General features: G+C 62.6%; 12 protein-coding genes. 10 read left to right on the top strand and 2 right to left on the bottom strand.

Features of this window, described 5'->3' with window-relative positions; translation table 11 throughout:
• The first annotated feature begins 146 nt into the window (after positions 1–146).
• The gene (locus tag SPH52_RS15750; protein ID WP_411795990.1) at positions 147–1,034 is read left to right on the top strand and encodes a carbohydrate ABC transporter permease; all 888 of its coding nucleotides are present in this window, start codon (positions 147–149) and stop codon (positions 1,032–1,034) included.
• Positions 1,031–1,873 (top strand): carbohydrate ABC transporter permease, encoded by an 843-nt coding sequence (locus SPH52_RS15755; RefSeq protein WP_411795991.1) that lies wholly within the window; start codon positions 1,031–1,033, stop codon positions 1,871–1,873. The genes SPH52_RS15750 and SPH52_RS15755 overlap by 4 nt, the downstream gene beginning before the upstream one ends.
• A 45-nt stretch (positions 1,874–1,918) precedes the next feature.
• On the opposite strand, the gene SPH52_RS15760 is transcribed toward SPH52_RS15755, so the two are convergent.
• The gene (locus SPH52_RS15760) at positions 1,919–2,887 is read right to left on the bottom strand and encodes a LysR family transcriptional regulator (RefSeq protein WP_411795992.1); all 969 of its coding nucleotides are present in this window, start codon (positions 2,885–2,887) and stop codon (positions 1,919–1,921) included.
• Positions 2,888–2,994: 107 nt separating this feature from the next.
• On the opposite strand from SPH52_RS15760, the gene SPH52_RS15765 reads away from it, so the two are divergent.
• The 7 genes from SPH52_RS15765 (at position 2,995) to SPH52_RS15795 (ending at position 9,950) form a co-directional block, all read left to right on the top strand.
• Positions 2,995–4,104: an ABC transporter ATP-binding protein gene (locus SPH52_RS15765; RefSeq protein WP_411795993.1), complete on the top strand. Its 1,110-nt coding sequence runs from the start codon at positions 2,995–2,997 to the stop codon at positions 4,102–4,104.
• Positions 4,105–4,144: 40 nt separating this feature from the next.
• Positions 4,145–4,843 (top strand): HAD-IA family hydrolase, encoded by a 699-nt coding sequence (locus SPH52_RS15770; protein WP_411795994.1) that lies wholly within the window; start codon positions 4,145–4,147, stop codon positions 4,841–4,843.
• A 1-nt stretch (position 4,844) separates the two neighbouring features.
• Positions 4,845–6,152, top strand: coding sequence for an NAD(P)/FAD-dependent oxidoreductase (locus tag SPH52_RS15775; protein WP_411795995.1), 1,308 nt, complete (start codon positions 4,845–4,847; stop codon positions 6,150–6,152).
• A gap of 43 nt (positions 6,153–6,195) precedes the next feature.
• A complete protein-coding gene (locus SPH52_RS15780; protein WP_411795996.1) occupies positions 6,196–7,248 on the top strand; it encodes an ABC transporter substrate-binding protein in 1,053 nt (350 codons plus the stop codon).
• A gap of 74 nt (positions 7,249–7,322) precedes the next feature.
• Positions 7,323–8,225: an ABC transporter permease gene (locus tag SPH52_RS15785; RefSeq protein ID WP_263581021.1), complete on the top strand. Its 903-nt coding sequence runs from the start codon at positions 7,323–7,325 to the stop codon at positions 8,223–8,225.
• The gene (locus SPH52_RS15790) at positions 8,222–9,010 is read left to right on the top strand and encodes an ABC transporter permease (RefSeq protein ID WP_411795997.1); all 789 of its coding nucleotides are present in this window, start codon (positions 8,222–8,224) and stop codon (positions 9,008–9,010) included. Before SPH52_RS15785 ends, SPH52_RS15790 begins: the two co-directional genes overlap by 4 nt.
• Positions 9,011–9,026: 16 nt before the next feature.
• Positions 9,027–9,950 (top strand): 2-hydroxyacid dehydrogenase, encoded by a 924-nt coding sequence (locus SPH52_RS15795; protein ID WP_411795998.1) that lies wholly within the window; start codon positions 9,027–9,029, stop codon positions 9,948–9,950.
• 17 nt (positions 9,951–9,967) lie between these two features.
• Here the strand turns inward: SPH52_RS15795 and SPH52_RS15800 are convergent, their stop codons facing one another.
• Positions 9,968–10,942, bottom strand: a complete 975-nt coding sequence (locus SPH52_RS15800; protein WP_411795999.1) for a LysR substrate-binding domain-containing protein — start codon at positions 10,940–10,942, stop codon at positions 9,968–9,970.
• 136 nt (positions 10,943–11,078) lie between these two features.
• Here SPH52_RS15800 and SPH52_RS15805 point away from each other — a divergent pair, with 136 nt between their 5' ends.
• Entirely contained in the window at positions 11,079–12,608 is a 1,530-nt protein-coding gene (locus SPH52_RS15805) for a UxaA family hydrolase (protein ID WP_411796000.1), read from the top strand.
• Positions 12,609–12,614: the final 6 nt, after the last annotated feature.

Below are 12,614 nucleotides of genomic sequence, written 5' to 3' on the forward strand. Positions count from 1 at the left end.
GAATCTTAGAACCGATGCAAGCAGGGCGCCGGGGCAAGGCCGAAGAGGAGGTCATTTGCCATGGATGGCAAATGTAGCGTCCAGGGAAGGATTCACAGCGCCTCCTCGTAGGCCTTGCCCCGGACAGCCCATCCCGGGAAAGGGCCATGATGATCCACAACGCCGACCGACGCATGCAGATCTACGGCGCGCTGTTGCTGCTGCCGGCGGCGGTGCTGCTCGGCACCTTCGCCTACCTGCCTACCGTGGCGACGCTGATCAACAGCTTCTTCCTGCCCGGCTTTCGCGGTGCGCCGCCGGAGTTCGTCGGGCTGGAGAACTACGCCATGCTGGTGGAGGACCGTACCTTCTGGCGAGTGGCGCGCAACAACCTGGTCTATGCGCTCGGCACCATCCCCACCTCCATTGCCTTGGCACTGGGCATGGCGCTGTTGGTCAATGCCCGCCTGCCTGGGCGCGGCTTCGTGCGTATGGCCTATTTCACGCCGACGATCCTGCCGATGATCGCCGCGGCCAATATCTGGATGTTTTTCTACGCCCCGCAGATCGGCCTGTTCAACAAGCTGCTCGGCGCGCTGGGGATATCCGGGGTCAACTGGCTGGGCGACCCCGGCGTGGCGCTGACCTCGGTGATCGTGATGACGGTGTGGAAGGAGGCCGGCTTCTTCATGATCTTCTACCTGGCGGCGCTGCAGAGCATCCCGCCGGAACTGAAGGAGGCCTCGGACCTTGAAGGCACCAGCCGCTGGAGCTTCTTCTGGCGGGTGACCTTCCCGCTGCTGATGCCGACCACGCTGTTCGTGCTGATCAATGCGCTGATCAACGCCGTGCGGGTGGTCGACCACCTGTTCATCCTGACCAAGGGCGGGCCCAACAACGCCACCAACCTGTTGCTCTATTACGTCTACGAGAACGCCTTCTCGTTCTTCGACCGCACCTACGCTGCCACCATCACGGTGGTGATCCTGCTGGTGCTGGCGGTGGTGGCCACGCTCAAGTTCACCGTGCTCGACCGCAGGACGCACTACCAATGAATCGAACCCTGAGCCCCGCCGCCAGCCGCTTCGCCCTGCGCGTGCCGAGCCTCGAGACCACGGCCGCCTGGCTGCTGGCCATCATCTGGATCTTCCCGCTGATCTACGCGATATGGGCCGCCTTTCACCCACCGGCCTACATGGTGCGCTTCGATCTGTTTGCGCCGCTGACGCTGGACAACTTCGTCAATGCCTGGGCCCAGGCGCCGTTCGCCCGCTACTATCTCAATACCTTCCTGCTGGTCACCGGCGTGGTGCTGGCGCAGTTCGTGGTGTGCACCCTGGCGGCCTTTGCCTTCGCCCGCTTCCCCATTCCCGGGAAGGATATCCTGTTCATGCTGGTGCTGATCCAGCTGTTCGTCTTTCCCGAGGTGCTGATCGTCGAGAACTACCGCATCGCCAGCGGCCTTGGCCTGGTCGACACCATCACCGGCATCGGCCTGCCGTACGTGGCCAGTGCCTTCGGCATTTTCCTGCTACGGCAGACCTTCAAGACCATTCCCCGCGAGCTGGAGGAAGCGGCCCGGGTGGAGGGCTGCGGCTGGATGGCGATCCTGCTCAAGGTCTACGTGCCCTTGGCCAAGCCCACCTACCTGGCCTACGGCCTGGTCTCGATCAGCCACCACTGGAACAACTTCCTGTGGCCGCTGGTGGTCACCAACTCGGTGGAGAGCCGCCCGCTCACCGTGGGGCTCGGCATCTTCTCGGCGCCGGAAACCGGCGTCAACTGGGCCACCGTCAGCGCTGCCACGCTGCTCAGCATCGCGCCGCTGCTGGTCGCCTTCCTGCTGTTCCAGCGCCAGTTCGTGCAGTCGTTCCTGCGAGCGGGGATTCGGTAGGAACCATGGTAGGCACGAGTCACGGGCTGGGGCAGTGCCAGTAGGTCAGCGACGGGTGGGCGCTATCAGCGCTTCCAGCTCAAGTTCGGGGTAATGCTTGGCCACTTTGGCGACGTCGTTACGGGTTTCTTCGATGATCCAGTCGCGTATTTCGGCGGCAGCAGGGCTCAGCGGCTTCTTGCGTGAGTGGATGAGGTGACAGAGGCGTTCTGTCGCGATGGCGGTTGGCTTGGTGGTGGCCGGCACCAGCGCGCCGGTGTCCAGCCAGTACGAGACGACGTTCATCCAACCCACGGCAATGCCCTGGCCGAGCAGGGCAGCCTGCAACACAACGGCATAATCCGAGAAGATCAGCGAGTGCGTACTGCCCAGCGTTTCGCTCTGGAAGCTGGGGAACAGTTCGAACCAGTCGATGCGGCTGTCACTCAGGCTGATGAGCGTGACGCCTGAGTCGTGGTGTTCGCCAACCACATGCTGCTTGCGGTAGGCCGGGCTGCACACGGGCACCAGGATCTCGGGCAGAATCAGTGCCGCCTGGTGATGGACGTCCTCTCCGCTGACGAACCTCACGCCCAGGTCGACATCCTCCACCGAACCGCCCACCGAGCCGGAGATCAATTGGAAGCGCAGGTCGATGGAAGGAAACTCGGCTTGGAGCTTGTGCATGCGCGGCATCAGCCAATGGGTGGTAAAGGCAGTCGACACCGATAGCGTGACCGTCTCGAGCCCCGTGCTGCGGGCTCTGATCTCCTGAATTGCCCTCTCGATGTCCTGAAACCCATCGGTGATGCCCTGATACAGAATCTGGCCGTTCTCTGTCAGCACGGTGCCGTTCGGCGTGCGCAGGAAGAGCTGCACCTCCAGATGTTCCTCCAGCAGCGACAGCATGCGGCTGACTGCCGGCTGGGTGACGCCCAGCTCGGCGGCCGCCTTGGTGAAGTTGCCGCAGCGGGCGGCAGACTCGAAGACGAACAGGGCGTTGGCGCTGGGCAGTTGGCGGCGTAAGGTCGGCATGACTTCAAGTTATGCCAAGCCAAAGAATTTCGCAATTGCCGCCTATCTTTCGATCTGCTGTACTCAATTCCAATAGTGGTTTACACAATAATAAGACGGGATTTTCCATGAAAAAACGAGACAGTGTCGGCGTCTCTATCCGCTCGGTCAGTAAGCGCTATGGCGGAACGACAGCCCTAGACGATATAACCTTAGATATTGAGCCAGGAGAGTTCGTCTCGCTTCTGGGCCCTTCGGGTTCGGGCAAGACCACACTGCTTGGTGCCCTCGGTGGCTTCGTGTTGCCCTCGTCCGGCTCGGTGTGGGTCGGCGACCAGGACATGACCTACATGCCGCCCCACAAGCGCAATATTGGCGTTGTCTTCCAGAGCTATGCGCTGTTCCCACACATGACGGTCGGCGAGAACGTCGCGTTTCCTCTACGTGCCCGACGGCTGCCCAAATCCACCTGGCCGGAGCGAGTGCGTCAGGCTCTGGCGATGGTGGAGCTCGACGGTTACCAGGAGCGTGGTATTTCGCAGCTCTCGGGCGGGCAGCGCCAGCGGGTGGCCCTGGCGCGTGCCATGGTTTTCGAACCTCGCTTGATCCTGATGGATGAGCCGCTGTCGGCGCTGGACAAGCAGCTGCGCGAGACGATGCAGATCGAGCTGCGCCAACTGCACCGCAAGTTGGGCGCGACCATCGTCTACGTGACCCATGACCAGCGTGAGGCGCTGACCATGAGCGATCGAGTGGCGGTCCTCAAGGATGGTCGGCTGGAACAGATCGGTACCCCTGAAACGCTGCACAACGACCCCCAGAATGCCTTCGTGGCGAGCTTCATCGGCGACGCCACCTTGCTGCCGGTGACGCGTGTTGACGCACACTGCGTCAAGCTCGGCAAGCTCACCCTGCACTCGTCAAAGCTGTTGCCCCCGCATCCGGAACTGCTCCTCGCCATACAGACCGAGAAGCTGCTGATCGATGACGGGCGCCACGAAGCCGGGGTCAACCGCCTGCACTGCCGCGTGCGCGAGGTCGTGTATCAGGGTGACAGCCTGCGGCTCTTTCTCGAAATGGACGATGGCACCGCCATCAGCCTGCGCCAACCCAGCCATCACCTGGGCCAGAAGAAGATTCCACCGATCGGCGAAAGCCTGACAGTGGTCCTGCATCCGGAGGACACCATCGTCGTGCCCCGTACCGGATGTCGACACCCGGCGGCACAAGTCGCCTGACTTTACCTCGAAGCACAAGAAACAGGAGTCATTGACGATCATGGAACTTTCCAACTTCAAAGTTCTGACTTTCGATGTCGTGGGTACGCTGATCGATTTCGAAACGGGTGTGCTGGAGGCGGTTCGTCGGCTGGGTGGAAGCGCGACCCTGGACCTGAGCGACACCGTTATCTTCGACGCCTACAAGCGTGGGCGCGACCGCTTCCCGGGACGCTCGAGCAGCGCCATGGCCGACGTCTACCGCTCGCTGGCCGAGGAGCTGAAATTGCCCGCTGATCCGGCAACCGCGGAAGCCTTCCAGATGGCGGTATTTCGCTGGCCGGCGTTCGAGGATTCGGTGGATGCCCTCAAGCGTCTGCGCAAGCACTATTGGTTGGTGGCCATGACCAATGCCGATCGCACCGCTTTCTCCTGCTATTCCCATACACTCGACGACCCATTCGACGACAGCGTCACCTGCGACGATACCGGGGTGGCCAAGCCCAATCCTCAGTTCTTTGCCTATAACCGGGGCCGCCAGGCGGCTCATGGCTACAAGTTTTCGGAAATCCTGCACGTCGCCCAGAGCCAATACCATGATATCGGCATTGCCAGGGAACTCGGCTACACCACTTGCTGGATCGAGCGGCGCCAGGGTCAGCAGGGCTTCGGCGGCACGCCCGAGCCCAAGCAGGTGATCCAGCCAGACTTCCACTTCGCCACGCTCAAGGAACTGGCCGACGCGGTGGAGGGAGTGTGACATGAGTGGGCCGCGGCCGGACGCCGGCATTGCCTCGCTATGGCGCGACACGGCGGAAAAAAAGTCCGATCTGCCATGCCTGCGGGGTGATGCACAGGCCGATGTTGTCATCATCGGCGCGGGCTATACCGGCCTGGCAGCGGCCCATCGCCTGGCACAACGCGGCGTCGCTCCCCTGGTGTTGGATGCCAAGCCGATCGGCTGGGGAGCCAGTGGTCGCAATGGTGGCGTGGTTTCGGCCAAGTTCCGCCTGGCGTTTCCCACCATTGCCCAGGGCCATGGCATGGAGGTGGCGCGGCGCATGCATCGCCTCGCTCTTCAATCGGTGGACGAGGTGGAAGCCCTGGTCGAGGAATATGGCCTGTCAGGCGCTCGCTTCACTCGCTGCGGCAACTTGCGTTGTGCCCATACCGAGCGGGCGTTTGGCTACATCGCCGAGGAGGCGGAGTGGATGCGCCACGAACTGGGCGATGACTCGCTGCGCAGCCTGTCGGCTGGCGAGGTGGCGGAGGAGACGGGATCCCGTGCGTTCTTCGGCGGTGTCCTGAGTCGTGGTGTCGGCACCTTGCACCCCTTGAACTACGTGTGCGGCCTGGCCGAGGGCCTGACGAGACGCCATGGCGCCATCCTCTTCGAGCGCACGCCGGTAACCGGCATCCATCGCGACGCTGACGGGGTTCGTGTCGTTACCACCCAAGGCGAGATACGTGCGCGCCAGGCCATCATGGCAACCAACGCCTACTCCGACCTTACCCCGGCCAGTGCCATGGTCAAGTCGCGATTGGTGCCGTTTCGCAGCTCGATCATTGCCACCGAGGCGCTGCCGACGGCATTGCAGGAGCGGCTGTTGGTCAATGCCAGGAGCTATGGAGAGACGCGCCGCATGATGCGCTGGTTCCGCAAGGTAGACGGTCGCTTCGTGTTCGGAGGGCGCGGTGCCTTCGGCAAGCGTGATTCGAAAGCGGCTTTCGATGCGCTGCAGCGAGCGATGGTCTCGATGTTTCCCGATCTGGCGGGAGTCGCGATTACCCATCGCTGGTCGGGGCACGTCGGCATGACGATGGATGCACTACCCCATGTGGGGCGTTTCGACGATCGACTGAGCTATGCGGCCGGCTACAACGGCGCAGGCGTGGCGATGTCCACCCTGCTCGGTCGATTGGCGGCGGATTTCGCCATTGGCGAGTCGCCGGACGTGGCTCTCCTGGAGGCGGGACGTCTCAAGGCCGTACCGCTCTATCCCTTACGTGAAGTGGCGGTTCGACTGGTAGCTGGGTGGTATCAATTTCTCGACGCGATCGGGCGCTAAGCGCACACGGATCGCAAATGTCATCAGCAGCGGAGACAACAAGATGAAACAGACGCATTGCTTGAAGACTTTGGTAACCAGCGTGGCCTTGGCAGGAGCGATGGGAGCTTCCCATGCCATGGCCGCGGGACAGATCACTTTCGTTTCTCAGGGGGGCGCCTACCAGGAGGCCCAGACGGTGGCCATCCTTGACCCCGTCGCCGAGGCGTTGGGTATCACCATTCACCAGGAGAGCGCCCCGGATGCCTGGCCGATGATCCGCACCCAGGGAACTACCGGCCAGGCTGTGTGGGATGTGGTCGACACCCCGCCACTGAACTGCGTACGCGGAGGCAACCAGGATCTGATCGAAACGCTCGATTACAGCCGGATCCCCAATGCGGAGTCGATGCCGGAGGAGTACAAGACGCCTTACTCCGTCGCCTATGAGTTCTACTCCAGTGTGCTGGCTTACAACCCTGATGCGTTCAATGGCAATCCGCCCGAGACGTGGGAGGATTTCTGGAACGTCGAGGAGTTTCCCGGCAACCGCGCCTTGCGCAACCATCCCCTGGGAACGCTGGAAGCGGCACTCCTGGCCGACGGGGTGGCGCCGGAAGAGCTGTATCCGCTGGACGTCGATCGCGCCTTCGAGAAACTGGAGGAGTTGAAGCCGCACATTGCCACCTGGTGGACGTCGGGTGGCCAGTCTGCCCAACTGCTCTACGATGGCGAAGTCGACATGCTGATGATGTGGAACGGACGCGTCAGCGCCATCATGGGTGAGGGAGCGAAAGCCGATTTCACCTATAACGATGGCATCCTCCAGAATACGCACCTCTGCATCATCAAGGGCGCGCCCAACCTCGATACGGCGCTCGAGTTCGTCAACGCGGCCATCGATCCGCAATACCAGGCCAACCTACCGCTTCACATCGACTATGGCCCGGGCAATCCGGCCGCTTTCGACACCGGCAAGATCCCTGAAGAGCGCGCCAGGGAACTGCCGAGCTACCCGGAGAACGCCGAGCGCCAGGTGCTGATGTCCTACGAGTGGTGGTCCTCTTCGGAAGGCGAGCTGGCCGAGCGCCGCTGGCTCGAGTTCATGCAGCGATGAGAGCGCCGATGCCGCACACCCGGCGTGTGTGGCATCGGTTGTGTCGCCTCCGATTTCACGTCAGGAGAAGCGCCTTGAAAGCCACCGCGATTCATGACCGCTACGTTGCCGCAAGCGGTATCGATCCATCGCTACGCCATCGGCGCCGTGAGCATACGCTGATGATGCTCTTGATGACGCCGGCCATGCTGGTGGTCTTTGCATTGCTCGTCGTGCCCTTGAGCTGGTTGATCGTCCAGTCCTTCTATGCCGATGGAGGGCTCAGCCTGGAGCACTATCGGCGGATCTTCACCGAAGGCATTTACTGGAACACTTTCCTTCTTACGTTTCGTATCAGTGTCATCGTAACCCTGCTGGCATTGCTGATGGGGTATCCGATTGCCTATGCCGCTTCGAGATTGCCGCAACGCTGGGCAATGCTGGTTCTGGCTCTCGTCATCCTGCCGTTCTGGACCAGTGTGCTGGTCAGGGCCTATGCCTGGCTGATCCTGCTGCAGCGTTCGGGCGTGGTCAATCAGACCCTGATGGCCAGCGGCATCACGGATTCTCCGCTGGCGCTGATGCATAACGAGCTCGGCACCATTATCGCCACCGTGCACATTCTGCTGCCGTTCATGGTCCTGCCGCTTTACGCCACCATGCAGAAGATCCCCCAGGATCTCGTGCAGGCGGGTGCCAGCCTTGGTGGAAGCCCGCTGCATGTCTTCATGCGGGTTTTCTTCCCCTTGTCCCTGAGCGGCGTACTGGCCGGCATGACGCTCGTCTTCGTGCTGTGCCTCGGTTTCTACATCACACCGGAGCTGGTGGGAGGGGGGCGCACGGTCATGGCCTCGATGCTGGTCAGCCGGAACATCCAGCTCTATAGCGACTGGGGCGCCGCCAGTGCCGTCAGCGTCGTGCTGCTGATCTGTGTACTGATCATCTTCTATGTGGTCAGCCGCCTGGTCCCCCTTGAGAAAATACTCGGTGAGAAATGAATAAATTATCCCTGGGTCGGATCGTCTTCATTGGCTACGTGGCATTGGTGCTGGTATTCCTGATCCTGCCGGTACTCATCGTGCTGCCCATGTCGTTCTCGGATAGCCGCTTCCTCTCCTTTCCGCCTTCCAGCTACTCGTTTCGCTGGTACGAGGCCTTCTTCGGCAATCCTGGCTGGATGGCGGCGGCAAAGACCAGCCTGATCGTGGCGTTTTCCACGGCGCTGATCGCCACGCCGATCGGTGTGGCGGCGGCCTATGCCATCAATTGCTCGACGCACCGGATGATGCGCTATCTGAAGGTTGTGCTGCTGCTACCGCTGATCGTGCCGATCATCATCGTCGCCACGGGCGTATTCTTCATCTATGCCCTGTCGGGGATGCTGTACACCATCCCCGGCCTGATCATGGCCGATGTGATGCTGGCGCTACCCTATGTGATCACGGCGGTTACTGCAGGGCTGCATGGCTTCGATCAAACGCAAGAAATGGTGGCGAGAAGTCTGGGCATGAATCGCTTCCGCAGTTTCATGGTCGTCACCCTGCCGCAGATCATGCCCAGTGTGGTGACCGGGGGGATCTTCGCTTTCATCCAGGCGCTGGATGAAACCATGGTGGCGTTGTTCATCTCCGGCGGTCAGAACCAGACCCTGACGGTGCGCATGTTCACCGCGCTGCGTGACGAGATAGACCCGACCATTGCCGCCATCAGCACGCTGCTGACTGCCACGTCATTCGCGCTGGTGATGTTGATGGTCATGGCACGTAAGCGCTCGTCGGCCTGACACCGGAGAAGTCGTCATGAGCTTCGTCTACAACGCCGACCCCGAACGCGGTCGAGAGTGGCAGCGCCTGTTTGCGCAGCGTGCACCGGATATCGATTTTCGCTCGTGGCCGGATATCGGCAGTGCCGAAGAGGTGCGCTATCTCGGTACCTGGGCACCGATGGAAGATCTGGCTCGTTTCCCCAACCTCGAAGTCATTTTCTCGCTCGGCGCCGGCGTCGATCAGTTCGATCTGGGCAGCATTCCCGGCCATGTGCCGTTGGTGCGTATGCAGGAGCCGGGCATCGTCGCCACCATGCAGGAATACGTGGCCATGGCGGTGCTGGCGCTGCACCGCAATCTGATCGACTACATCGGCCAGCAGCGCGAAGCGACCTGGCGGGCCTTGCGTGTGCGCCCCGTCTCGCAGTGCCGCGTGGGCATCCTCGGCCTGGGGCAGTTGGGAAGCGCCGTAGCGCAGCGCCTGACCGGCCTGGGGTTTGCCTGCCAGGGATGGAGCCGCACACGCCGCCAGCTCGAAGGCGTGGCATGTTTTGCCGGTGACGACGAGTTGGCGAGCTTCCTGGCCAGTAGCCAAGTGCTGGTCTGCCTGCTGCCGCTGACCGTCGAGACCCGCGGCATTCTCAATGCCAAGTTGTTCGCGCAGCTACCACGCGGTGCTTCACTGATCAATGTCGGCCGCGGTCCACACCTGGTCGCGGCAGATCTGCTCGCGGCGCTGGACAGCGGGCAGCTGTCGGCAGCAGTGCTGGACGTTTTCGATCCCGAACCGCCACCAGTGGATCATCCCCTCTGGCACCACCCGAGTGTATTGATGACACCTCACGTGGCCAGCATGACCCAGCCCGAGAGTGCGATCGAGAGGGTGCTGGATAACATTGCCCGACACCGCGCAGGGCAGGAGATGATCGGTACCGTAGATCGAAGGCGTGGATATTGAACGGTGCTAACGCTATGTCAATCGGCAATAGATGCGCGCGAGCTGACAGGTGCCAAGTGATCTTCCTCTTGTGCCACCTGCCGCAGGCACTCGATCGCCTGCTGGCAGGTCGGCGTCTTCATCCGAGCGCGCAGGGTAATGATCCCCACCGGCGGCAGTTCGATGGGGATCTCGAGTGGCAAGACCTTGAGTAAACCCTGTGCTTCGAAGTGGCGTGCCACGCCGTGGGCCAGGTAACCGAGGGCGGGGCGTTGCTGAACGAAGGTCAAGGTGGCGAGGAACGAGGCCGTTTCGATCAGGTCGGCAGGCGGGTTGAGTCCATGCTTGTAGAACATCTGGTTGAGCTTGACCCGCGACGACGCCCACGGGGGTGGCACGACCCAAGGCAGCTCGGCGAGATCGGCCCACTGCGGTGAAGGATGTTCAGCGACGGGGTGAGCCGGGGCGGCGACCACGCACATCGCTTCGTCGTATAGGGCCTCCGTCTCCAGGTCCGGTGCTGCATAGCCGGGTTCGAGGCGGCCGACCAGCAGGTCGAGCTCACCCGTACGCAGGCGGGGCAGCAGGCGCTTGAGGTCGCCCTCCTCGACGAGTGCCGTGCTGTTGGGGGAGCGCGACTTGAGCAACTGCATGGCGTGGGCGAGCAGGCCCGGCGTTGCCACCACCATGGCGCCGATGCTGACGCGCCCGGCGGCGCCGCTCTCGACTGCGGCGATCTCGTCTTGGGTGCGGCTGTAGTCGGCCAGCACCGAGCGGGCGAAGCGCACCACCGTATCGCCATAGGCGGTGGGCTCGGTGCCGCGGGTCGAGCGCAGGAACAGCTTGAGGTCGAACATGCGCTCGATCTCGGCCAGCATCTTCGACACGGCGGGCTGGGTCAGTGACAGGAACTCGGCGACGCGGCCGATATGGCGGAATTCGTCCAGCGCGACCAGCAGCTGCAAATGACGCAGCTTCAGGTTGGAACGCAGGACGCGATCGATATCGCTCATGGTGAGGCTCTCCCGCTCTTCATTCCTTTTGGGTTATGAAGAGAGTCTATTGTTTTATTTTATCGTCATGAAGAGGCGGCTCATACTCGGCGCAACGATGAATACAACGCCAGATGATGGAGCCAGGCCGCTGACCATGGAAATGTCCCCCCGCACGCTGATTCGGCTGCACGCCAACGACAATGTCCTGATTACCCGTGCCGGCGTCGGTCTCGGCCAGTGGCTGCCCGAGCTGGAGGTTAAGTCCCGGGCCCAGGTGCCGGCAGGGCATAAGATCGCTGCCTGCGCGATTGCTGCCGGTGAAATGGTGAAGAAGTACGACACTGTGATCGGGGCAGCGAGCCGTGACATTGCCCCAGGGGAGCACGTGCACACCCATAACGTCACCTTGATCGAGATCGACCGCGATCCTGCCTTCTGTCAGGACGTGCGGCCTGTGGCGTATGTGCCGGAGGCCGAGCGCGCCACCTTTCAGGGCATCGTGCGTCCGGACGGACGGGTCGGCACGCGCAACTTCATCGGCATCCTCTCCTCGGTGAACTGCTCGGCCACGGTGATCAAGCACATCGCTGACCATTTCACGGCGGAGCGACTCGCTGACTACCCCAACATCGATGGCGTGGTGGCTTTCGCCCAAACCAGTGGTTGCGGGATGTCCTCGCCCAGCTACCACTTCGACCTGCTGAGGCGCACCCTGGCCGGCTATGCGCGACATCCCAACTTCGCCGGGGTGCTGATCGTGGGGCTGGGCTGCGAGCGCAACCAGGTGTCGGGCCTGGTCGAGTCCCAGGGCCTCGAAGTGGGAGCGAACGTGCGCACCCTGGTGATGCAGGAGAGTGGCGGGACCCGTGAATCCATCGCCGCTGGCATCGCCGCCATCGAGGCGATGCTGCCCGAGGCGAATCGTGTCGAGCGCCAACCGGTGAGTGCCAGCCACCTCCGCATTGGACTGCAGTGTGGCGGCTCGGACGGCTTCTCGGGGATCTCGGCCAACCCGGCATTGGGGGCGGCCATGGACATCCTGGTGCGCCATGGCGGCACCGCCATCCTGTCGGAGACACCAGAGATCCACGGCGTCGAGTTCATGCTGACGCGGCGCGCGGTGTCGCCCGATGTGGGCCAGAAGCTGCTCGATCGCTTGGCGTGGTGGAAGGAGTACACCCGCGGCCACAGCGGCCAGTTCAACGGCGTGGTGGGGCCGGGCAATCAGGCCGGTGGCCTGGCCAACATCGTCGAGAAATCTTTGGGCTCAGCGATGAAGGGCGGCACCACGCCACTGCAGGCGGTGTACGAATACGCCGAGCCGATCGATGCCAAGGGCTTCGTGTTCATGGACTCGCCGGGCTACGACCCGGTGTCTGCGACCGGCCAGATCGCCAGCGGCGCCAATCTGATCTGCTTTACCACCGGGCGTGGTTCGATGTTCGGCTCCAAACCGGCCCCCACCATCAAGCTGGCTTCCAACACCGCCATGTACGAGCGCCTGCGCGAGGACATGGACATCAACTGCGGCCAGGTCATCGATGGCAGCGCCACTATCGAGGCCATGGGTGAGCAGATCTTCGCGCATATCCTGCGGGTGGCCTCTGGGGAGCGCAGCTGCAGCGAGCGGCTCGGTCTTGGGGATCACGAATTCGTACCGTGGCACGTCGGTATCGTCAGCTGATGGCAA

Origin of the sequence: Halomonas sp. A29 (assembly GCF_046723295.1) — a bacterium.
Classification (GTDB): Bacteria; Pseudomonadota; Gammaproteobacteria; order Pseudomonadales; family Halomonadaceae; genus Halomonas.

What these genes read in the sequence shown, in the direction of transcription:
- SPH52_RS15775 (WP_411795995.1), top strand. Translation starts at nt 4,845, where the DNA reads ATGAGTGGGCCGCGGCCGGACGCCGGCATTGCCTCGCTATGGCGCGAC.
- SPH52_RS15780 (WP_411795996.1), top strand. Translation starts at nt 6,196, where the DNA reads ATGAAACAGACGCATTGCTTGAAGACTTTGGTAACCAGCGTGGCCTTG.
- SPH52_RS15770 (WP_411795994.1), top strand. Translation starts at nt 4,145, where the DNA reads ATGGAACTTTCCAACTTCAAAGTTCTGACTTTCGATGTCGTGGGTACG.
- SPH52_RS15750 (WP_411795990.1), top strand. Translation starts at nt 147, where the DNA reads ATGATGATCCACAACGCCGACCGACGCATGCAGATCTACGGCGCGCTG.
- SPH52_RS15805 (WP_411796000.1), top strand. Translation starts at nt 11,079, where the DNA reads ATGGAAATGTCCCCCCGCACGCTGATTCGGCTGCACGCCAACGACAAT.
- SPH52_RS15790 (WP_411795997.1), top strand. Translation starts at nt 8,222, where the DNA reads ATGAATAAATTATCCCTGGGTCGGATCGTCTTCATTGGCTACGTGGCA.
- SPH52_RS15755 (WP_411795991.1), top strand. Translation starts at nt 1,031, where the DNA reads ATGAATCGAACCCTGAGCCCCGCCGCCAGCCGCTTCGCCCTGCGCGTG.
- SPH52_RS15800 (WP_411795999.1), bottom strand. Translation starts at nt 10,942, where the DNA reads ATGAGCGATATCGATCGCGTCCTGCGTTCCAACCTGAAGCTGCGTCAT.
- SPH52_RS15760 (WP_411795992.1), bottom strand. Translation starts at nt 2,887, where the DNA reads ATGCCGACCTTACGCCGCCAACTGCCCAGCGCCAACGCCCTGTTCGTC.
- SPH52_RS15795 (WP_411795998.1), top strand. Translation starts at nt 9,027, where the DNA reads ATGAGCTTCGTCTACAACGCCGACCCCGAACGCGGTCGAGAGTGGCAG.
- SPH52_RS15765 (WP_411795993.1), top strand. Translation starts at nt 2,995, where the DNA reads ATGAAAAAACGAGACAGTGTCGGCGTCTCTATCCGCTCGGTCAGTAAG.